Source organism: Photorhabdus australis DSM 17609, assembly GCF_000711895.1.
Lineage (GTDB): Bacteria > Pseudomonadota > Gammaproteobacteria > Enterobacterales > Enterobacteriaceae > Photorhabdus > Photorhabdus australis.
In genome coordinates this window covers 38,985-60,774 of sequence record NZ_JONO01000032.1, presented here as the reverse complement: position 1 = coordinate 60,774, position 21,790 = coordinate 38,985, and the positions used below count along the sequence as shown (strand labels likewise).

General features: G+C 40.9%; 21 protein-coding genes and 1 pseudogene. 5 read left to right on the top strand and 17 right to left on the bottom strand.

The window, feature by feature from the left end:
* From BO26_RS10850 to BO26_RS10840, 3 genes are all read left to right on the top strand, one after another.
* A partial coding sequence (locus BO26_RS10850; RefSeq protein ID WP_036771305.1) for an IS110 family RNA-guided transposase occupies positions 1–735 on the top strand: 735 nt, incomplete at its 5' end.
* A gap of 278 nt (positions 736–1,013) precedes the next feature.
* Entirely contained in the window at positions 1,014–1,763 is a 750-nt protein-coding gene (locus BO26_RS10845) for a phage tail protein (RefSeq protein WP_036771299.1), read from the top strand.
* Between the two features lie 390 nt (positions 1,764–2,153).
* Entirely contained in the window at positions 2,154–3,020 is an 867-nt protein-coding gene (locus tag BO26_RS10840; protein ID WP_036771298.1) for a tail fiber protein, read from the top strand.
* Positions 3,021–3,576: 556 nt separating this feature from the next.
* On the opposite strand, the gene BO26_RS10835 is transcribed toward BO26_RS10840, so the two are convergent.
* The 5 genes and pseudogenes from BO26_RS10835 to BO26_RS10815 all read right to left on the bottom strand — a co-directional run bounded on the left by BO26_RS10835 (position 3,577) and on the right by BO26_RS10815 (position 9,605).
* Positions 3,577–5,142: a phage tail protein gene (locus tag BO26_RS10835; protein ID WP_036771297.1), complete on the bottom strand. Its 1,566-nt coding sequence runs from the start codon at positions 5,140–5,142 to the stop codon at positions 3,577–3,579.
* A 425-nt stretch (positions 5,143–5,567) separates the two neighbouring features.
* Positions 5,568–6,233, bottom strand: a complete 666-nt coding sequence (locus BO26_RS10830; RefSeq protein ID WP_036771295.1) for a CoA transferase subunit B — start codon at positions 6,231–6,233, stop codon at positions 5,568–5,570.
* Positions 6,223–6,894, bottom strand: coding sequence for an acetate CoA-transferase subunit alpha (atoD, locus tag BO26_RS10825; protein WP_036771294.1), 672 nt, complete (start codon positions 6,892–6,894; stop codon positions 6,223–6,225). The genes BO26_RS10830 and atoD overlap by 11 nt, the downstream gene beginning before the upstream one ends.
* Before the next feature lie 285 nt (positions 6,895–7,179).
* Positions 7,180–8,220: pseudogene (locus tag BO26_RS10820) on the bottom strand (sigma 54-interacting transcriptional regulator); the annotation flags it as partial.
* Positions 8,221–8,570: 350 nt separating this feature from the next.
* A complete protein-coding gene (locus tag BO26_RS10815; protein ID WP_036771290.1) occupies positions 8,571–9,605 on the bottom strand; it encodes a hypothetical protein in 1,035 nt (344 codons plus the stop codon).
* 1,105 nt (positions 9,606–10,710) lie between these two features.
* On the opposite strand from BO26_RS10815, the gene BO26_RS10810 reads away from it, so the two are divergent.
* Positions 10,711–11,151 (top strand): hypothetical protein, encoded by a 441-nt coding sequence (locus tag BO26_RS10810; RefSeq protein ID WP_036771288.1) that lies wholly within the window; start codon positions 10,711–10,713, stop codon positions 11,149–11,151.
* Positions 11,152–11,899: 748 nt separating this feature from the next.
* Here BO26_RS10810 and BO26_RS10805 read toward each other — a convergent pair.
* Entirely contained in the window at positions 11,900–12,937 is a 1,038-nt protein-coding gene (locus BO26_RS10805; protein WP_051690948.1) for a hypothetical protein, read from the bottom strand.
* Positions 12,938–14,102: 1,165 nt separating this feature from the next.
* Here BO26_RS10805 and cspE point away from each other — a divergent pair.
* The gene (gene cspE / locus BO26_RS10800) at positions 14,103–14,318 is read left to right on the top strand and encodes a transcription antiterminator/RNA stability regulator CspE (protein ID WP_036771287.1); all 216 of its coding nucleotides are present in this window, start codon (positions 14,103–14,105) and stop codon (positions 14,316–14,318) included.
* 246 nt (positions 14,319–14,564) lie between these two features.
* Here cspE and BO26_RS10795 read toward each other — a convergent pair whose 3' ends face one another.
* The 11 genes from BO26_RS10795 to BO26_RS10745 are packed head-to-tail and all read right to left on the bottom strand — an operon-like array spanning position 14,565 to position 21,789.
* Positions 14,565–15,182 (bottom strand): HrpE/YscL family type III secretion apparatus protein, encoded by a 618-nt coding sequence (locus BO26_RS10795; RefSeq protein WP_036771286.1) that lies wholly within the window; start codon positions 15,180–15,182, stop codon positions 14,565–14,567.
* Complete coding sequence (locus BO26_RS10790; protein WP_036771285.1) at positions 15,161–15,787, bottom strand: Yop proteins translocation protein K; 627 nt, start codon at positions 15,785–15,787, stop codon at positions 15,161–15,163. Before BO26_RS10790 ends, BO26_RS10795 begins: the two co-directional genes overlap by 22 nt.
* Positions 15,787–16,524, bottom strand: coding sequence for a type III secretion system inner membrane ring lipoprotein SctJ (gene sctJ / locus BO26_RS10785; protein WP_081861891.1), 738 nt, complete (start codon positions 16,522–16,524; stop codon positions 15,787–15,789). Before sctJ ends, BO26_RS10790 begins: the two co-directional genes overlap by 1 nt.
* Positions 16,525–16,530: 6 nt before the next feature.
* A complete protein-coding gene (gene sctI, locus BO26_RS10780; RefSeq protein WP_036771284.1) occupies positions 16,531–16,869 on the bottom strand; it encodes a type III secretion system inner rod subunit SctI in 339 nt (112 codons plus the stop codon).
* Entirely contained in the window at positions 16,869–17,435 is a 567-nt protein-coding gene (locus tag BO26_RS10775) for a YopR family T3SS polymerization control protein (RefSeq protein WP_036771283.1), read from the bottom strand. Before BO26_RS10775 ends, sctI begins: the two co-directional genes overlap by 1 nt.
* Positions 17,428–17,781 carry a YscG family type III secretion system chaperone gene (locus BO26_RS10770; RefSeq protein ID WP_081861890.1) on the bottom strand — a complete coding sequence of 118 codons (354 nt, stop codon included), beginning with the start codon at positions 17,779–17,781 and terminating at the stop codon, positions 17,428–17,430. The genes BO26_RS10775 and BO26_RS10770 overlap by 8 nt, the downstream gene beginning before the upstream one ends.
* 2 nt (positions 17,782–17,783) lie before the next feature.
* Entirely contained in the window at positions 17,784–18,056 is a 273-nt protein-coding gene (gene sctF, locus BO26_RS10765) for a type III secretion system needle filament subunit SctF (protein WP_051690947.1), read from the bottom strand.
* Positions 18,043–18,261, bottom strand: coding sequence for an EscE/YscE/SsaE family type III secretion system needle protein co-chaperone (locus BO26_RS10760; protein ID WP_036771281.1), 219 nt, complete (start codon positions 18,259–18,261; stop codon positions 18,043–18,045). The genes sctF and BO26_RS10760 overlap by 14 nt, the downstream gene beginning before the upstream one ends.
* Positions 18,258–19,532, bottom strand: coding sequence for a type III secretion system inner membrane ring subunit SctD (gene sctD, locus BO26_RS10755; protein WP_036771280.1), 1,275 nt, complete (start codon positions 19,530–19,532; stop codon positions 18,258–18,260). The genes BO26_RS10760 and sctD overlap by 4 nt, the downstream gene beginning before the upstream one ends.
* The gene (sctC, locus tag BO26_RS10750; RefSeq protein WP_036771278.1) at positions 19,529–21,379 is read right to left on the bottom strand and encodes a type III secretion system outer membrane ring subunit SctC; all 1,851 of its coding nucleotides are present in this window, start codon (positions 21,377–21,379) and stop codon (positions 19,529–19,531) included. Before sctC ends, sctD begins: the two co-directional genes overlap by 4 nt.
* The gene (locus BO26_RS10745) at positions 21,367–21,789 is read right to left on the bottom strand and encodes a YscB family type III secretion system chaperone (protein ID WP_036771277.1); all 423 of its coding nucleotides are present in this window, start codon (positions 21,787–21,789) and stop codon (positions 21,367–21,369) included. Before BO26_RS10745 ends, sctC begins: the two co-directional genes overlap by 13 nt.
* Position 21,790: the final 1 nt, after the last annotated feature.

Sequence of the window (21,790 nt, the reverse complement as noted above, 5' to 3'; positions counted from 1 at the left end):
ATCTGGATGGCAGTACAGCAACCCGGTAAGGCGATAGCAGTAAAAACCGAAGAGCAGCAGTCGGTGCTAGTTCTGCACCGTTCGCGCAGACAACTGGTGAGGTTCCGGACAGCACAGATTAACGCCCTGCACGGGACACTGCTGGAATTTGGTGAAACCATCCACAAAGGCCGGGCAGCGATGGACAGGGAGTTACCGGCAGCCCTGGAGCGGATGAAGACGAAACTGCCGCCGTATCTCCTCACGGTGCTGGAAGACCAGTACAACAGGCTGAGTGAGCTGGATTCACTGATAAATGGCCTTGAAAAACAGCTTAACAGTGTGGCGCACCAGAATGAAACCAGTAAGCGGTTGATGGAAATCCCCGGCGTGGGACCGCTCATCGCCACGGCAGCCGTTGCGACCATGGGTGAAGCCTCAGCGTTCAAATCAGGGCGGGAGTTCGCGGCGTATGTTGGCCTGGTGCCGAAACAGACCGGTTCAGGAGGAAAAGTTCGCCTGCTGGGGATAAGCAAACGTGGCGATACCTCCCTCCGGACATTATTTATCCACGGAGCAAGGGCGGCGGCATTACTGGAGAAGGAACCGGGTCCATGGATTACAGAGCTGAAGAAACGACGCCCGACCAGTGTAGCTGTCGTGGCGATGGCGAACAAGCTGGCGCGGACAGTGTGGGCGATAGCAGCCCATGACCGTAAATATGATAAGAATCATGTCAGTATCAGACCGTATTAATCGCTGATACCGATAAACATTAACGCTTAAAAAGGGTGAATGCTGAAAGGTTGCTCTGGCGGCCAGCGTGATGACAAAGACAGGTAAGACCGGGACTCGCTAAACCTGAATATGGCCTTGAGCTTAAAGCTCGCTAAGGAAATAAGGCGTGAGTCGGCGAATGACATAGGGGCTCGCAGCTGTCAGGTTGCAATAAAGCCGGATATAAAGCTGCAACCTACCAGTCAATGTCAGAACAATGGAAGCCTTGCAAACGGGATGCGTTCATATAAAGGTATATGAATCAAAAGAATGATTTTAAAGCTTTTTCTATTAGCAATGATGCTAGTATAATTAGCCAAGAAAAATATGAAGAAAGTCAAAGTTTGCAGGCAGGGTTTCCACCAGAGAATATTTCTATTCCTGTATTAAATAAGGAATTACGTCAATCATCGACAATGGCTTCTGTGGTGGCTAATTTTATTAAGGAACAATCTGGCGATGATGTTTTGGATGATGGCGATATAACTAAACTCACTGAACAATTAAATAGGGCTTTAGAACAGAAAATTTCAGATATCTCTAACATCCCTGTAGGTGTTCCGGTTCCCTGGCCGACTACCATACCGCCTGCCGGGTGGTTGCAGTGTAATGGTTCAGTCTTTGATCAGTCGAAATTTCCGAAATTAGCAGAAGCTTATCCTGATGGTAAATTACCCGATTTAAGAGGGGAATTTATTCGAGGTTGGGATGATGGCCGGGGTATTGATAAGAACCGTAGAATTCTAACTCATCAGGGAGATGCTATTCGAAATATTCAGGGTTCATTCGCCAGCACGATAGCCCCAAACTATCATTTGGCAACCAGAGGGGCTTTTTATGCTAGTCAGGTTGTTGGAATAGCGACAGATGGCAGTTTCAAATCGGTTAATAATTTTAGCCCGGATACTCCATATGGCTTTGGATTCGAGGCGTCAAGGGTTGTTCCTGTAGCCTCAGAGAATCGCCCTAGTAATGTCGCATTTAACTACATTGTCAGGGCAGCATAATAATAGGGCCGTTTGGCCCTTATTGCCCACAGCGATAGCCGCTTATTTTCCATTTCCTCGGCCAGTGCTTTAAATATGCATCAGAATGTCTCTGAAGGTAAAACGGGCAAAATCATTACGTGAACGAAATTTTTGTCATTGTTTGGTGTATTCGGCAGGCAGCAGGTGGCCTTCTTTTGTGTTTCCCGCTGTTTATATTTTCGATTCCAAAATATTGGATGACTTATTACTACCAATTATATAAAAACGTTTAACTTTATAAGCAATAGGAATACTATATTATTTTTTTCTGAACTAGACTTTAATTAGTGTGAATTGCAGGGTATTGTTATTTGTAATAATTAAGTATATTGATTATAAAGAACATTGTTTAATTTCAGGAGAAAGTACATGAGTCACAAGAATGATTTTAAGGCTTTTTCTATTAGTAATAATGCGAATGTAATAAGCCAAGAAAAATATGAAGAAAACCAGGGTTTGCAGACTGGATTTCCATCAGATAATGTCTCCACTCATTTGTTAAATAAAGTATTGCGTCAATCGTCAACCATATCATCTGTCGTGGCTGAATTTATTGCAACGCGATCCGGTAATGATGTTCTGGATGACGGAAATATAGCTAAACTCACCATCCAATTAAATAAAGCTTTAGAACAAAAGATTACAACAGATATTCCCCCCGCTTCATTAACACAAAAAGGTGTTGTCCAACTGACAAATGTGATTGGTAATAGTGACACATTGGCGGTTACACAAAAGCTTATTCAGGAGGTAATAGGTTCATTACGTGAATATACCCGTGAGGAGATAAATAATAGGATTAAAATAGCCGGTGAAGTTCCTGTCGGCTCTCCTATTCCGTGGCCGTTGTCTTATCCACCTATTGGCTATTTCACTTGTAACGGTTCAGCTTTTAATAAATTACAATACCCAAAATTAGCTGAAGCTTATCCTGATGGGAGATTACCCGATTTAAGAGGTGAGTTTATCCGCGGATGGGATGATGGGCGTGGCGTCGATATTGGACGTAATTTATTGAGCGCTCAGGCTGATGCGTTTAAAAGGCATAATCACAGCATTTCGACAACGGATAGCCCGAGTCAAACTCTTGAGAATACAGATCCCGTGCGCGGTAGTCTGACTGGAGGAGCGAGCTATCGAGGGGGGTTAGGGGAAGGAAAATCTATTGGAATGAATGGTGAGCACGAGACCCGTCCCCGCAATATTGCCTTTAATTACATAGTAAGAGCAGAATAATGATTAATAAGAATACGCTTAAAAGCCAAAAATAGAAGAAGCTGTTTTACTGGAGTCGAAGAAATACAGAGTATTACTGAACAGTAGATACCTTGTAAGTTCCTGATGTTGGATAGCTGGAGGTGTCGAAGTAAGAATAGGGAATTGTGGGTTGTTATCTGCCAAGTGAAATAGTGTGATTTTTCACTTGGCATTATATCAATGAGAATGTTTATTTTTTGGGTAATACATATTTATACCCAATAGATTTCAAGATGGATCGCGGCGGCAAGGGAGCGAATCCCCGGGAGCATATACCCAATAGATTTCAAGTTGCAGAGCGGCGGCAAGAGCACGCATCCCCAGGAGCATAGATAACTATGTGACTGGGGTAAGTGAACGCAGCCAACAAAGCAGTAGCTTGAAAGATGAAGGGTATAGATAACGATGTGACCGGGGTGAGTGAGTGCAGCCAACAAAGGGCAACTTGAAAGATAACAGGTATACACAGCTTTTATTTTTCCTGGGTAGGAATACCGAGATTTTATTACAGGGCTATATAGCCCTGATTATATTATTATGATTTCTCCGGTAGTTGCACGCGAATATTGATTACTCTTCCGTCTGGAATATCGCATGGTTCACCATCATTGTAATAAATGACTTCTCCTGTGGCAGTTACGCTTTTGACACGCTTATTTTGAGCAAATTCTGGCGCGTCGGTATTTTGACGGTGGTAACATTCGACGGTTATATCACCGTTGGATGTGTCTACTGATTCACGAACCCAAATAAGATTTAACCCGTTACTGTCGGCTGGAATGACAGTGCCACCGTGAATTCCCCATGCTCCATCTTTGGCGAAACCGTTGCAGCCGCTGATACGATATTTTCCGGTATCTACACGCTTAACAATTATTCCCTCAGCTTCACTGGTTAACTCGTAAGTTCCGTCTGGATGAATATCTACAACTGGACTGGCTCTTCTAAGAATGCCGTTAGCGTCGGGGTGTGCATTTTTATCTGTCCAAAGTTGGCTAACTTTTGTATTTCCGCCCCCATCATTTCCGTGGATAAAGCTAATACCGGAATAGTTATAATTCGCGACAAATCCTGCCCATATATCATGCATTCTTGTTATATAGCCGCCTGACCAGGGATAGCCAATACCACCATGATTATCGCTAAATCTGAATGCATGACCGCCCTGCGGCAATGATTTTATCCATGCTGTAAAATCAGTTATATTCTCTTGAGTCACATATTTTGGCTGGATAAATTCAGATCCTTCAGTTTTTGTATATGCTCCGATATCCGCCGCAGTCGGTTTATGTTTTGTTGTGTAAATATAAGTCCAATCCTCCTCAAAACCATAACTATCACGGGCAGAGCGATAAGCAATCCCTCCATTTCTGTATTGCACTTTCAATTGAAAAGCCGGGCAACTTCCAATGCCATTATTGAAATGAGCGATATGCGAAGAATCTATTCCAGGGTTGAGCAAATCATATAACCCTGTGTTTGCGTTCCAGGGAACTTGATTATTAACAGTGTATCTTTCTGTTAATCCGAGCTTAAATGCTCCCACATCCCCGGCATTCAGAATGACATCCCCGGTCAATGCCTTACCGTTAATTTTTCTACTATTCGGCACGGCATTAACGGCCTCAACTAGACCGAGGTTTTTCACAAATGCATTTTTATCAGGAATGTCTGCGCCATTTTGGTTTTTTGCTAGTCTGTTGTTAGCATTATCATTGACATCAGAAACAAGTTTCTGAGTGACTGCAAGTGAATTACTGTTGCCTAATTTGTCTGTGAGTTGAATTCTTCCTTTCTGAGTTAATGAAGCACTGGGAACTTCTGTTGTAATCTTTTGTTCTAAGGCTTTATTTAATTGAGTGGTGAGCTTGGCTATATTTCCATCATCTAAAACATCGTTGCCAGATTGTGTCTCTATAAAACTAGCCACGACAGATGATATGGTTGACGATTGACGTAATGCTTTATTTAACACATGAGTGGTAATATGCTCTGGGGGAAACCCAGTTTTCAAACTTTGCTCTTCTTCATATCTTTCCTGGCTTACTACGTTAGCATTATTGCTAATAGAAAACGCCTTAAAATCATTTTTAGTACTCATATATTCTCCTCAAATTAAATAATGCCGTTTTATATTAGATTATTATAAAGATAACTCTCTGAGATTCACATTAATTACAGTTTAGTTCGAGGTGAAAATAATGAAATGTTCTTATAACTTAGATGGATAACTATTTTTGTATAATTGGTGGAAATAAATAATTTCATATTTTCAACCAGGAATATATCAAAGCTATTTATATTTTTCATGGATATTTAGTAAGAGAAAATATATTTCATTTGTTCTAAGTAATACGTTTTTTATATCATTGAGTTCTGCTCTATGCGAATTTCTATAATTTCCTGTTACCAGGAATTAAAGTGACAGTAATGATGGATAATAGTGTCGTCCATGGTCAGTAGCATGGCAATGATTGGTGGGCCGGTGAGATAATGGCTTATATACCCAGCGGGTGATATTGCTAATTATTCGCCGTTCTCTTGTACCGGAATAGGCATGATTTTGAGGTCATGAGCAATGCTAAATTCAGCGTCGGTTTTTTCCCGCAGAACCTCTAGTGTGACGTTTGGCGCATGTTCTTTCAGGATTAATTGGCCTTGTTCAAAGTAGAAGACGCCCAGTTCAGTGACAATCATGCTGACTTTGTTGATGGCGGTAAGTGGCAGCGTACACTGCTTGAGGATCTTTGCAGAACCATCTTTGGTACAGTGTTCCATTGCAATGATGACTTTACGGGCGCCAGTGACAAGATCCATTGCGCCTCCCATTCCTAATACCATCTTCCCCGGTATCATCCAGCTGGCCAGATTGGCATGTTGGTCAACTTGAAGACCACCCAGAACACAGGTGTTTATGTGACCACCGCGGATCATGGCAAAAGAAAGGGCACTGTCAAATATGGCACCGCCGGGCAGGATACCACAAGGTTTTCCGCCAGCGTTGACTAGATTGGGATGTATTTCTGTCATGGGTCCAAGTCCCAAAATACCGTTTTCTGACTGGAGAGTAATGTGAATGTGATCAGGCAGGTAGTTAGGGACTTGCGTGGGAATGCCGATGCCAAGGTTGACAACGTCGCCGTCTTGTAGTTCGAGAGCAATGCGGTGAGCAATAAGTTGTTTAGCATTCATTATGGTTTTCTCCCGGATAAACGATGTAGTCGATTAATGCGCCAGGTGTTATAACGCAGTCTGGTGCAATCTCACCGATTTCAACCAGCGTGTCTGGTTCGGCAATCGTGATGTCTGCTGCCAGGGCAATCAGCGGGTTAAAATTTCGGGCGCTTAACTGGTAGGTCAGGTTTCCTTGATAATCGGCAAGATGAGCTTGAATTAACGCAAGATCAGCGCGTAGCGGAAGTTCCAGCAAATAATCTGTTCCGTTGAGGGTGATTTTTTGTTTTCCCTCTTCGACAATAGTACCCACTCCGGTTGGTGTCAGGAATCCACCCAGACCGGCTCCTCCGCAGCGAATACGTTCAATTAATGTACCCAAAGGAACCAGTTCTACTTCTATTTCTCCAGCAAGTAGTTGGCGCCCAGTTTCTGGATTAGTGCCAATATGTGAGGTGATGACTTTTTTCACTCTGTTATTAGTCACAAGAGGGCCAATGCCGATATCAATACGGCCAGTATCGTTGGCAATCACGGTCAGATTTTTTACACCGGAGTTTAGTAATGTGGTGATTAAGTGGGGAGGTGTGCCTACGCCCATAAAACCGCCCACCATGATTGTCATTCCATCATAAAAAAGCTTTGCGGCTTGCTGAATGCTAATGCATTTGTTTTTCATATTTATTCCTTTATATGATGCACAGAAGCTGACTTATATCAGGAATAGCAATGGTTATGCCAGTCGTCGTAACACGTTGGATTTAAATGAAATATTTTTTTAATTGATTGAAATTTAATGAATTGTATTTCTCTGACTGAAGGACAACTCTGTGAGTTATATGAGCAATAGGGAAGAGATGTGCAAAATTTTGCACAGGTGTGCACGTTTTGTTTCATCTTTTTTTGGCATGATAGAAATGTCATTGCCTGATAATCAGCTTTTCTGCTCAATCAGCGTTTGGCCTTAATCGGTGTTAAGGCCATTTATTCTGGGGTCGATACGGTATTCCTGAAGTTTATACATCAGCGCCCGGCGACTTATCCCTAGCATCCGAGCGGTCTGTGACCGATTACCTTGATTGTTTGCTAACGCAGCACTAATCAGTTTGCGTTCATAGGCTTTAATGCTTTCTTTCAGACTGTGACCGTGTTCCAGTGTATGTTGGTGTTCAGAACTTAAACTTAGAGATAAAGGTGGTTTGAATAACAGATGTTCTGGCAGATCGTCGGGGAAAATAACGGATCCCGTACTCATAATGACGGCACGTTCAAGAGCATTAGAGAGTTCCCGAACATTACCCGGCCAGTGATACGCCGCCAGGATTAACAGGGTACCGGCATCTAATTCGATGGTCTCTTTATTGTTTTCTGCACTGAATTTTTGCAGGAAATAATGAGCCAGCAGGGCGATATCCTCAGGACGTTCCCGTAGTGGTGGGAGTGAAAGATGAATGACGTTAAGGCGGTAAAAAAGATCCTGACGAAATTCTCCTCGTTCCACCATGGCAGCGAGATCACGGTTGGTCGCTGCAATCAAACGAATGTCGGTTTTAATGGTTTGGTTACCTCCAAGGCGTTCAAATTCTTTTTCTTGTAAAACGCGTAGCAGTTTGGCCTGTAGATTGAGGGACATTTCTCCCACTTCATCAAGTAGCAGGGTGCCCTGATTGGCGCGTTCAAATAGCCCCTGACGTTGTATTTGTGCGCCAGTAAACGCCCCTTTTTCATGGCCGAACAACTCACTTTCCAGTAAGGACTCGGGTAAAGCGCCACAGTTAATTTTGATGAACGGCCCCTTAGCCCGCGGACTGTTATCATGAATGGCTTTAGCGATGAGTTCCTTACCGGTACCGCTTTCGCCGGTAATCAATACCCTGGCGTGGCTACGGGCAATTTTCGCTGTATCATGGCACAGGGCCATCATTTTCGGACTGTTAGTTAAGATCCGATCCCAGCCGTAGCTGTCGGATGAGGCATGGTGTCGTTGATTGACTTCCTGCTTCATCAATTAGCCTCCGAAAAACCTCACCGTTTAGTTTAGGATAGGGGAAAGCGGTGATTGGGAGTATAGAAAGCGTTGCCGAATGGGGGCAAGGGCGAAAATGGGTAAGTGTGAGGGGCTTCTAATGGGTTTGGTTCACTTTAGCCTTATAGGTGTATACCTGTTATCTTTCAAGTTGCCTCTTTTTTGGCTGCACTCACTCACCCCGGTCACATAATTCTCTATGTGCCCGGGGATTCGCTCCCTTGCCGTCGCGATCCATCTTGAAATCTATTGGGTATATAACGTAGTGATGACCTGTTGGTACTGAGAAGTACGGCATTGTATTTAATGCCGTACCTTGAGTCTATTTGCTAAGATAATTTTAGGAGAGGATTTCTAAGAGAAATAGTTATTGTTCCGACTTGATTACCATTGCGGGTATCTTGTCCATAACTAAAATCAAAATATTTCATCTGGTCTCCGGTTTCTACCATTGTTCCATTAATTGCCGTGAAATTTTTGCGGAGCATTGTATTAAGTCCATAGGCATTAGCATCTTTTAGTGCAACATCAATGACGACTTTTCCTGTATTCTTTTTTCCTTCAGCTATGAAATTGAGCACACCTTTAGGATAATCTTCTCTGTGAATATCTAATGGGAAGTAGATACCATCCAGGGAGTTGAGATTTAATGAAGTCGTTCCGGCTTTTAGGATGAAATTTGTGTTAGATAAAGGGTCACCTTTTTCATCCAAATCAGTTTTTATCTCTAATCTTTGAGCACTTATAAACACCTGTGCATTATCTTGTAAAATAATACTGCCACCATCTATATGAATATGATGACTTTTAAGCATAGCTATCGAGGATTCAGTAGTAGAGAAATAACAATTTAGTGAAATAATACCTTCTGTCTCTCCACTTTTTTGTTCTTTCTTTTCTGTATCGATAGTAAAACGGCTCTTTCCTGACAGAGTTACTGCGGGTTCTTCTGGTTTTTTGATGCCTGCTATTCTTACAGTGTTTGCCTTCATTATTTCAAAGGTGCTTGAGTTTTGTAAATTTATTCTATATTTATTGAAAGTATTATAATTTAAATAAAAATTAACGTATTTTTCTTTGTTTCCTTGTATTTTAAAATTACCTGACGATATGTTTATTATTTTACCCAAGGTTTTCTCTGTATTTTCTTGAGCAGTCAATTGTTGAATAGGCCAGAAAATTTTGTAGTAGTCAGGATTATCGTTTTCATTAAAACACAGTGTTAATGTATTTTCTCCTGCATCCATTGTAAATATGGAATGAAAAGATTTATTGAATGAGTTTATTGGGTTAATAGCCTGGGTGCCATGTTTATGACTGTATGATTGATCTTCATCAGGGGCCCAGATAAATTTTTCGTTCATTGTTCTATCCTTTTGGTTATTGATATTAATTTGTAATTAAACAAATGTGAGTTAATGTAAATATAGTTTAAAATTGGTGGGTTTCAAGATAATTTCAGCCTATTTTGTTGAGGTTTTTTTATTTCTGAATGAAACTTGATATCAGCATTTTTTCCTGTTTTTGATAAAAATATTTCAATTATTTCTTTATATATACCCAATAGATTTCAAATTGCAGCGCGGCGGCAATAGAACGCATCCCCGGGAGCATAGATAACTCTGTGACTGGGGTGAGTGAGTGTAGCTAACAAAGAGGCAACTTGAAAGATAACAGGTATATATCGTTTTATTATCTTCTGCCAAAGATCTTCATTGGAAGTTTAATTTGTTTGTTTTATTGGATAAGTCTGTGCTAAGTAGGCTTACTGTGCATTTCAGTAGTCTGTTATTATCTTATTGCTTGTTATATAGACAATTAAGATAGCTGATTGAACTAATCGGTTTGCCTGTATGTGATTTAAATCTCAAAAAAGAAAATTTCTAATTCACATGTGATTTATTATCAATTGTCAAATGAAGTGATTCTCCGAAGGGGATTTTATTATGGAATCATATGCTGAGTATTATAATGCATTGTAAATACTGCAATAATCTCAAAATTAATTGCGAATACACCTGAGTGTGATGATTTTAGGATGGTTAATTCTCTTATGAAATAATAATAAACATGAGCATGATATTATTCTGTCTTATATTGTTTGTTGGCATTCAGATAGGAATAATTAACTGATTTTGTTTTTTGATGTAAATTATTTTGTGGTTTTTAATGTTTTAGTGTGAAAATGGGTAAGATGTCATGAAATAATTTTAAAATTTAGTGGAAAGGCGTAGAACTTTGGCTATATTTAATTAACAACGTAACATGATAAATAAAAATGGTAACGCTTTAGTGGGATAGAAGAGAAAGTTTATTACTAGAAATAAAATTAAAATTCAAGGAGGTGCTCAGAGATTAGTTCATCGATTTAATTAATTTTGAATTTATATTGTGTTTTTGAATGCAAAGATTGGTGTTATTCAAAATCTTATTATACCTTTTAATTTATTAATAATATAGGTGAATGAAATGAGAGAAGAAATAGGTAATGTTGACGCTCAGAAAATTCTTGACTCGATAAAATCAACAACTGTTAGAGAGATCAACAATGCTCTATCATGTGATATGCAAGCGAGCATTGGAGGCAATGTCATACCACCAGATATTAATCAAAGCATTAATTACCGAAATACATTAATTCCATTTGCAAATAGCACCACTCATCATAATGATATACTTTTATATACTACTCAGCCAGATGATGAAAGTGATTCTCAAAACATCTGGGTGTTTCAGGATACAGGGAGTGATGGAAATTTAGTCAAATATTACGTTGGTTCTTCATTTAGTTACAAAAATGCAGTATTGGCTAGAGGTGATAATGGTGGTGGTGGGAATAAGGTATTGATGTTTACCCCAGATCCTTCAGGAGATAAACCTATTGCTCTGACAATATACAAATATAAATAAATATAAAGTTAGATGATTTTTAATCTTTTGTCAAAGGTACGCTTCATGAATTGATTCCAAAAACTTGGGAAATTTAAATTTAAGCGGCCATTAAAGTCTGAGTTTTATACTTGGATAGGGCTCAGACTTTTCATTTTTCTCTAATCAAATTGTGATTTAATAAAGAATTTTTTCATAATAGTATTATCTAGGCAGGCTTTGAGTTATTTGATTGATGTTGATATCTCCCTATTTTGGATTGTCAATTTTATATACTTTTTGAAAAGTTGATTCATTTATTATCCTTGATAAAATAATTGTAAATTTAGGTTATCTAATATAACGATTAGATTTATATGTTAATATATCTAATTCGTGATGTTCATGTGTAACTACTCAACAGAGGATTCTTGGCTCTTTGCCAATTGAATTTTCCAGTCGTAGTCTTTTTTTGCCACGGTCATCCAGATAATAATGTACATTAACTAATTTACAACAACTCTTCTATAAAAATAGTTTCTTTGTGTGAGTTCTTTCTAACATTTTGGGATAAATTCACAATATTTTTAATCTATCAAAATGAGTAGTAAAAATAATTTGATAAGAAGGGAAGATGTTTGGCATTAATAGATGTCACTGGGAGTCTGTTTTGGTATAATATCAGTATTATTAATGGGGGTAGAATATTATAAATTTACATTATTTATGTTGAACGGTACAATACCTTATTCGATATTGTACCATAAATATGAAAATCAATTCTGAGTTACTACGCATTTTTTATATTTACTTTATGAGGTGATTGATATTCTGATTTGAGTGATATTTTTATAGTTGTAATTTGATTACCTTGACGGATTACAGTTCCATAGCTAATGTTAAAATATTCTTTACTGCTTGTTTTCTCATTGAGGGCTATAAGATTTTCACTAAATATCTTATCTACAAATTTAGTATCCTTAGTGTCCGGACTTGGGATGTCAATTATAATCTGGCCTTTATTTTCTCCTTCTGTAGTAACGAAATGGAATAAACCTTCAGGATATTTTACATTATCAAGATCAATTGGAAAATTTATTCCATTAAGAGATGATATATTTAATAATGGAGCGCCAGCATTGAGATTGAATTTTGTCTTTTCTCTGTCTATGCCATTTCTTAACATTATACCGTCATTAAATAAATGTACTTTTGAGTCATTATATATGTTTATATTACAATAATTGAAATTTCCATCTCCCAAGTAGAGATCACTACTTTCAAGAATAAATTCAGATGACCCATGAAGAAAAATATCACCAGCCAAAAAAATAAACGCAGGAGAGTTTGGCTGTATTTTCTTTATTTGTCTTATTTCAAACTGGCTGTTTCCTGACATAGTTAATTTAGGATACTTGTTTTTATCTAGAGTGACATAATCGATAAATATAAATACAGTTCCTGGATTTATGATTTTTAATATACCTGAATCTTTGAGATTAAAACTAGCGTTTTCAGCACAACCTAAATAAGCAACTGTATGATTCCTATTCTCTGATGTATAGTCTACTTTTAATGTTCCTGCGGATATATCCAGGTTGAATATTTTACCGTTGTCAGATTCATTTTTATGAAATATTGGCCAATAGATAGATATTTTATCAGAGTCATTTTGTAACGTTAATATTTCATCTAGAGCTTCCATTGTGAAATTAGTATCATCCTCTTTATCAAAGGAGTTGGATGGTGGTAGTTTTATGGTTTGTGTTCCGTATTTTTTAGTGTATGTTTGGGATATATTAGGGTTCCAAGTGAAATTTTCGATCATTTTTAACTCCTCATAAAATTAAATTTTTTCATAATTAAAAGCAGCTAAAATAAATATAGTTCAAAACGGCTGAATTTCAAGGTAATGAATAACTCATGTTCATATTTTATTGATTTATTTCTCATTAAAAGAATGCAATTTTAGGGAATGGTTTAGTTACTTTTACTATTAATGAGTTTGTTTGAAGCATAATATTTTTGTAATTAGGTTACTGTTTAATGCTGGAATTAATTATTATGACTTTTAAATTTATTCTATAAGATCAAATTGAATTAATAGTTACTTTCAGTAATAATTAATAAGAATAACATTTTATCTTTGAACCTAAATGTTAATCACAATTAACTTTAATATTTTATTCTTTGAATGGTTTAGTTTTATATCTTGAATTATTTAGATTTTAGAATATGTTGATTTGATTGAAAAATAAATTTCTATGTCGTTTGAACGGTAATTATGCATATTAATCTATCTGGTTAATATTTAATTAAATTCATATTTAATTCATTGTGATATTGTAGGGTAAATAATATCACGCTATTGCGCAGTGGGGTATATCTGGTGCTTCCCAGACTTGTGATGTATTCATCGCGAAAATCGGAGATGGTTTTTGCTCTATTTCAGCACAATGTCGTGCTATTAAAGGAAAAGTTATCAATAACGGTACTCAGTTTTTCCCGTATTCTAAGGTATTACAGCTCGTTAACTGCGATGGTTATTTAAAGACTTATGGATGTTGACTTTGTTTTCATTAATTTCAGGCTATGAATTGTAGCCTGATTAGGGCGTGGGGGGAAATTTTTAAATTCAAATCAGTGCCGTAATCCCGGCAAATAGAGATTGTGGATAAAAACTTTTATAATGAGTTAGTTATGGTAAAGCATGTAATATTGGTAAAGCCGAAATTTAGGATAAAGGGGAACACCCACCAGGAAAAAATAAATGAAATTAAGATTTGCTAATAACCAATCAATGTGATTTAATAGCGCCACTGGTTTGGAAGTACAGACCTATTTATGAAAAAGAAAGTTAAAGCAGTTCACCATTTAGCGTTATCCCTGATACCACTTCATTGCGAATTCCTTCTAATTAGTACCCATAAGTAAAACTGAAAAACAGACCTCATATGCCTTATGGCAACTTAATAAAATTAAAGGAAAATTCTATGTCTAATACAATGACTGGTTCAGTAAAATGGTTTAATAACGATAAAGGTTTTGGATTTATTGCTCCCAAAAATGGTAGCAAGGATGTTTTTGTCCATTATTCTGCAATTCAGAGCAATAATTTCAAAACATTGGAAGAAGGTCAGGAAGTCTCATTCTCTGTTGAGAATGGTGCTAAAGGTCCATCAGCAGTAAATGTTATTGTATTATCCTGATTTAACTGAATTGCTTAAATCTATACCCAATAGATTTCAAGATGCATCGCGACGGCAAGGGAGCGAATCCCTGGGAGCATAGATAACTATGTGACCGGGGTGAGTGAGTGCCTCCAACAAAGAAGCAACTTGAAAGATAACAGGTATATTAGCGACTTTACGATAGCGATGAAGATAATATTCTGAGTAGTTAAAGTTGTTAATAAGTAAAAAACCCGCGCTTAGTTGCGGGTTTTTTGTATTTCATTAACTTTTCCATTTGCTATTAATCGCGGACATAAGTGCGTCGAGTTGGCTATCTAAGCTGGCATCAATGATTCCGACTTCTGTTTCCAGAATACAACCGCCCTGATCAAGGCGAGCATCAGCAGTAACTTCCAAATAGCCGATTTCAGGAAAGTCTTTATGTACTCGAGATATCTGTTCGCGCACTGTTGCGGCCTGTTCAGGATTGACTCGCAGGATGACCTGTTTTTGGTTGCTGACTAATGAAAGTGCTTCTCGAACTACCTGTAAGGTAAGGGAAATCTGATCGTAATTCTTCAGAATTTTTCGTACAGCCTGTAATACCACGTTGGTCATTTGTTGTTCTACTTGTCGGTAATATTGCTGGCATTGCAACTGAGTTTGATGAATCAGGCTGGCTTGTTCTGCACGAGCGGCATCAATACCTGCCTGCCAACCCAATTCTTTTTGTTGCTCATAAACTGTTTGAGCTTCTCGTTCAATTTCCTTCGCCTGGGCTCGAGCGGCATCAAGCAGTGATTCAGCACTGAGACAGGTTTGATAGTCTGCTTTACGTAGTATCAGAAGTTCAGGAGACAGTTGAAGGTGTTCTTTTGTTATTTTAATAAAAGGTAACATTCTATATTCACCTGTTTAGCTAATTTGAGACACAATGCTTGTGCCAATAGTCGTTCTGTCTGGCTGACAGGCCAATCTGGGTGGTTTTCATGGGGAGGAAGTCGCAGGCGCAAACGCTTAGCGAAATCGACCGGAAAGGGGTTTATCGCCATTAGCCAAAATTGTAATGCGCTGGTACGAAAATAGTTCGCAGTAATCGTAGGTGGTAATGGACGTTGCCAACCAGTCGGCCAATTGCCGATGATGATATCGAGGTACTTTAAGCAGAAGCGATGTCCCTCTTTCCCAAGCGAGTTGTGCAAATGGCGCAACTCTGCTGCCAGCAGGCAATGGCGAATAGCTTGTCCATGAAGTAAGGCGCCCAGCCAGGTCAGAATCTGCTCTAAACAGGATTGCTCTAATAGGGCGATGTTTCCCAACCCGGTTGGCAGTTCATAGTCTACGTTTAGACTAAATTGCGTTAACAGTAGCCTGTTGATCCTGGGAGAGCTACGCCATTCAGGAAGGCATGACAGGACTGAAAGCCATTCTGGTGGCAGATGGTCAGAATGGATATAACTGGCAGGGCAGAATTTGAACTGGTAGGGCGTTAATCCTGTTGACATTACTGCACCTTGCTTCGGTGCCACAGGAACTGAGCCAGGTTGCTGATAAATAGCAAGGCTAATAATAGAACCAAAAGTCCAACCAGACGGCCTTGTGATTCTTCAGTGACCTGGATAGAGAATAAAGTCGTGTACCTTGGTGCTAATGGCACCTGGCGCACGCCAGCTGCGGGAACTAATACAACGCTGATACGATCATAGCTCAGCCCTTCGATACTGTTATTGACTAATTGCTTTATCTGCGGGATGTAGGTATCCAATTGAACGTCAGCAGCGTGTTTGATAAACACGGAAGAAGAAGCTGGCGATAATTTTTTACCCAGTCTGTCTTGCTCTTCCGGTAAGACCACATGTACTCGTGCCACGAGTACTCCGTCGATCTCAGAAAGCGTTCGGGCGATCTCTTGCGCTTTGGCGAAGTTGAGTCGCGCACGTTCTTCCACCGGGGAGGAGATAAGTCCATCTTTGGGGAAGACATCTTGTAGCGAAGAGAAGTTTTCTCGTGGATACCCTTTACTTTTGAGTATCTCAACAGCTTGTGCGACATCAGATTCTTCTACCAGCAACTTGATATTGCCATCTTTATCTGGCTGCTTATCAGAGGAAATGCCCGCTTCCCTGAGCAAGGCTAACATTTCGTTGCCTTCTTTTTGGCTAACTCCGGTGTAGAGTTCGATTTTACAGCCAGTTAGCATCAGGACAGCGAGCAAAACGCAGATTATATAGGGCTTATTCACGACTCCTCACTGGGCTTTCATTAAAGTTTCAACGTTTTGATTGAGTCGTCCTACCGTTTTGGCAATCAGCTCTTCTTGCAGAGTGATGCGCATCAGGGACCACTGCATTTGCATCAGGCTATTGGGATCACTGCCAGGGACGGCTAGTTGTGTTTCCAACTCTTGTTTAGCCTGAGTGAGTTGTTGTCTGATCTGACCCAATTCATTGATTAGATCGTTTCCGAGTCCCTGCTCTTGATTGGACATAGCATGTTCAAAACGTGCAATATTTTCGGCACTGGCCTGGAGTTTGTTAAGTTCATCCAGGTTGGTTATCAGTGTTTCTCTTATCTGTGGTAGGTCCATTATTCCTCCAAATCGAGTTTGTGTGAGTTTCGTAATAGGTTATCTACCATACCGTTACGGGGGATCAATGTTTTCAACTCACGTCGAATCAGGTCACTCAGGTACTCATTGCCAGAAATAGGTTCAATCTTGCCAAGTACCTTAAGTAGTACGGTTTCTTGTTGTCGGCCTGTAGGGGCGAATTCACGGACAATTGCTCTAAGCTCAGGTAGATCCAGTTGGGGCTTGACTGGCAATGTCAGGCGACCAAACTGCGACCACAGATGCTCTTGTACGGGGGCAATAAGCCTGGTCTCTAACTGAGCACGTTGGGAAGCGGGGCTGTCAGATGATAATGTCTGATACCACTGCCAGAGCGTTTTGTGCTGTGTTGTTGGATCTAAGTCGCCTAAAACGTTTTCCAGAGGTTCTCCCTGTAGCCAACGTTGCTGTCGTTCTTTCAGCATTTGTTGATCGGGCAAGATTTCCAGTGCTTGCTCGAAGCTGTGCTGATGCCCAGAACTGACCGAAGGCTGTGCCGTTGGTTGCGACACAGTGTTATAGGTCGGTCCTTCAACCCTATTCATGAGACAGCTGTTCCCGCATGCCGTCAACAAAGGAGAGCAATTGTGGATCATCACTGCTTGCCATTCGCGTCAGTCTTTGCTCCAGAGCTGATGCTAGCCCCAGACGCCATTCGCACAAAGCTAACCAAGGTTCCAGATTAGGCCAGGGTAGATCTCTGCCAAAATCTAAAGCTTGTTGATATTTACCTTGATTTGTCAAAGAAGAGAGCCGAATCAGGTTTGCGGCTTCTTGCCCTTCGTCGCTTGACATCAGCCAATCAGCAATAATATTGGCTTCGTCATGGCAGTGATGGCCGCTTCCAACCAGAGCAATATCTGCCAGTAGCCCTTTGAGTGAACGAGTCATGATTAGATCTTCTGTAATATACCCTGCATCAGGTCTTTCATGGACCGGGTGACAGTAGAGTTAATGTTGTAAATGACTGACCACTTGTTAATCGTGTGTTGCAATTCAGCCAGTAATGCGGGGTTATCAGGACCATCTTTGAGAGCGACGATTGCATTATTGACGTTTTTGTTGGCTGCGTTAGCTTGTTCGCTTAATTGACCAGCAACCTTATCAAGTGTGTTTACTGTATCTGCGGAAGTAAAAATTTTAGTGCTAGCATCAGGTCCAGGCATGATTGTTTCCTTCTATTGTGTTAAGTATTGTCATTGCAGCTTGGATGGCTTCAGCTTCCAACTGCCACTGTTGGTATTCTTGTACCGAGCCGCCATGTCTCAAGCGTTGTTTGATATCGTTTAGCGCCTGAGAGAGGCGGTGTTGAAGTTCGTTGACATAATTGGGATCAGCACCGAACAGTCGGGCCTCCAGGGATGTCATCATAAAGCGGGGCTCCTGTTAAGTTTGATGATAAATTGTTGTTCACCTTTGATAATGACAATGGCATCCTTGCGGATTGCTTCGATCCTTAAACCATTTTCTGTTGTTGCTCCGACGGAGTAGCGCAGGTTGTTTTTTAGTACCACATAGGGTACACGCCCCAGGGAAACTGCCCGGACATCGAAATTGAGTTCATCATTATTGCGGGCTAGCCGGTTGTTGTTTAGCAGTACCAGTTCTGGTCGGTTGCCGAATTCTTGTTTAAATATTTGCTGTAAGCGGTAGAAGCTGTGAGTTTGGTGTTCATCCAGTTGGCCTGTGAACTCGATACGATCACTTTTATCCTGATAGGTCAGTGTGTGGGGTAAATCATGTTTAGCCAGTAGCATATCTAGTCTTTTGAGATGGCCACCGGTTTGCATTGTTTGGTTTTCTATACCCAGTAAGCCCGGAACGTCGCGTTTAAGTAATGATTCGATATCATTCCAGTTTTGGTCAGAATCAGTTAATTCTCCGGTAAGGCGGATCCAGCCAGGTTGTTTGCCATTGCTGCTTTGGATTTGGGTATAACCTAATTTCTGTAAGATAAAATCTACTCCCTGAAGGAGTTCCTCCATGGTACGCAACTCCAGGCGGTAATTAAGTGGGTGAGTATCAAGATATTGTTGTAGTACCAGCCGATGGTGGTTGCGATCCACATAACCCTTGATCAATAAAGGGCCATTATCAGGCATCATTTGCACACTAACCTGACGATAGGCTGAGTCGTCATTGATAAAACGGTGTAGCTCTTGCTCGGCCATACCATTGGACATGTTGCTTCTTTGCCATCCTTCATGTCCAAGTAACGCCAGAAAAACAAGTGCGACTACCAGACAAAATATTAACATCCAGCCAGCAACCCAGCTGCGATTTTGCCGGGCTGGGCGCTGGTGTGGTGTTATCACCGGCTCGGCAAGTTGGTCGGGGAAGGTATGTTGTTGGTCGCAGAAAGCCCATAGCAATGGACCGGCTTCCTGACGGGCCAGCGCTTGCAATAAGGCATTTGGCGACAGCAGTTCGCCATTCTGACTGGGTGCTGTTTCACCCGCCCATTCCAACAGGCGGACTGAGTCTGGTTCTACTTCTAAGATGAGGTGCACGGGGGCAACGCCTTCATCTACCAGAACGATGTCTGCTTGTAAGGGGTCTGAGCCGATGGTTAAACGCCCTTCAGCCAAATTGATCTCAATACTTTTATTGAGTCCGCGGTAAAAGCGAATTTTCCAACTCATTTGTTCGCCTTGTTTTGTGCACGAACACACCAGGTATCCTTAAGTGAACATTGCTGTTCGATGATTCGCCACCCATAAACGTTACCCATTCGGCATGAAGTCAGAAATGAGCTTTTACCCGCTTGCCGTAATGTTTCTTGCATTTGACGAGCTGAGGATAATGGTTGGCATTGTGCACTACTCAGTGCTTTACTCAGGGAAATGCTCTGATTAGAGATATCTTGTGTCGCCAGTAATCCGGTACGTAGATCTTGACCGTTCCCCAGAGCCAGATAATTGGCGATTCCACTATCAATTAGGCGTGGCTCAATAATGAACAGTCGTACTGATCGTCTAACTTGCTCAGTGGTAGTACGGAACAAGGCGCCTAGGTAAGGTATATCTCCTAAAAATGGCACCTTGCGTACAGTTTCACTCATCTCATCACGGTAGATGCCGCCGATCAGCAGGCTTTGACCATGCCCAACCCGGGCAACTGTATCGACGATGGTTCGGTTAATGGTAGGAATGCCACCTAAACCTGAACTGTTCGGCTTCTGATTACCATCCTCAATATGCAGGTTTAAACTGATTTCAGGGGTATCGCCTATTTTGATGACTCTGGGAGTCATGCGTAGCATGGTGCCATAGGTAAGACTCTTAAGCTCCGCAACCCGTTCACCTTCAATTTTTACGTAATAGGTTTCATTGTGGTCAATAACTGCCTGCGTGTTCTCCTGAGTGAGCAGTGTCGGGCGGGAGACTACCTGAGCACTACCTTTGCTTTCCAACAAGGTTATTTTGGCTAGCAGATAATCCAGACCACGGCGGTCAACTAAACTACCCAATGCAGTTGAACCGATGCTTTCGCCCTTTCCCCCGTTCTTCTCCTTTTCTCTGGCTGAGGTTGTAATATCAATGATATGACGTGGTCCGGTATTGATACCTACCTGCCAGTCAACACCCAACTCTGAAAGATTGTCAGCATTGATGTCAACGATGGAGAGGGCAACTTCAATACGCGCTGATGGCTTATCCAGGGCGTTGATCAAATGTGCATACATAGACATCCTTTCAGGATTATCCCGTACAATGATTGCATTTAGAGAGGGTTCTGCTTGTATGACAGCACGACTTGAGTGGCTTCCTCCCGCAGATGATGACGTTTCACCAGTGACAGTTGTCACGTTGGCATCACTAAGCAAACGGGAGAGGATAGTAGCGATGCCGGGTGCTTCGATATTAGTATCACGATACTGGATCTTGCGATCGACAACTGAGGCATATTTAAGTGGGAAAATTTCTATTGTTAATGCGCCGGTTTTTTCGCTACGGAGTAGTGACTGCTGCTCCAGTGCAGATGCGGTCTGATCGACCAGCTCGAGATAGCGCGGAGGACCAGATACATAAACCAGTTGGTTGTTTGAGTCAGGACGCCAGCCAAAACGTGACTCCCAGATGCCAGCACGTTTTAAAACCTGTTTTAACTCTGTTGCGTTGGTCTGCTCAAGCTTAAGGAGACGCGATTGTATTTCGCTATTTTTGAATACATAAAGCACACTTCCATCGTAGTACCAGACCAGATTATAGAGAGAGGATAAATGTTGCAGGAATTCCTGAGGCCCTTCATGTTCGAAATGGCCACTAACCTGATCAGTCACCTTATCACTGACAATCACTGATGCTTCGTAGTTAGCACCAAAATTAACCAGTACATCCCGTAAACTTTCTCCTTTAGCCAGATAGTCATAAGGCGTAGGCAACCAGTCTAGATCCTGGCTAAACGCAGAGGAGAGCATCATCGTGCTGATACTCAACGATAACAGTAAATAACGGCACAGCCGTTGGAACTGTTTCATGGCTGCCATATTACCTGTTTCCATTGCGGAGCCGATTGAGTTTCTGATAATAAAGTTATTACCTGTTCCAGGAGATCGATATGTATGCCTATCATCTGTTCCAGTATTTGAACATCCAGATTGTCGTGAGCAAGGCGTGCTTCCAGAATAAGATTCTCTGATTCATCCAGGACGATGGCTTGGGGCGCATAGCGTCCCCATCGAGTGACTTGTTGAAGCAATATTTTTAGTGATTCAGTACTTGACGGATCTTTTAGGTTATGACGCCAGTTTAGTGGGCTGGATAATACAAGTTCGGTCCCCTGTTGGCGCAGAAACAGGTTGTAGTTATCAATGTGCAGATGATAGTGCCCTTGTCTATCGGGAACAAAAGGTTTCCGGCCCAAGCGACTGGCCAAATAGTTGAGTAGAGTTTGCATG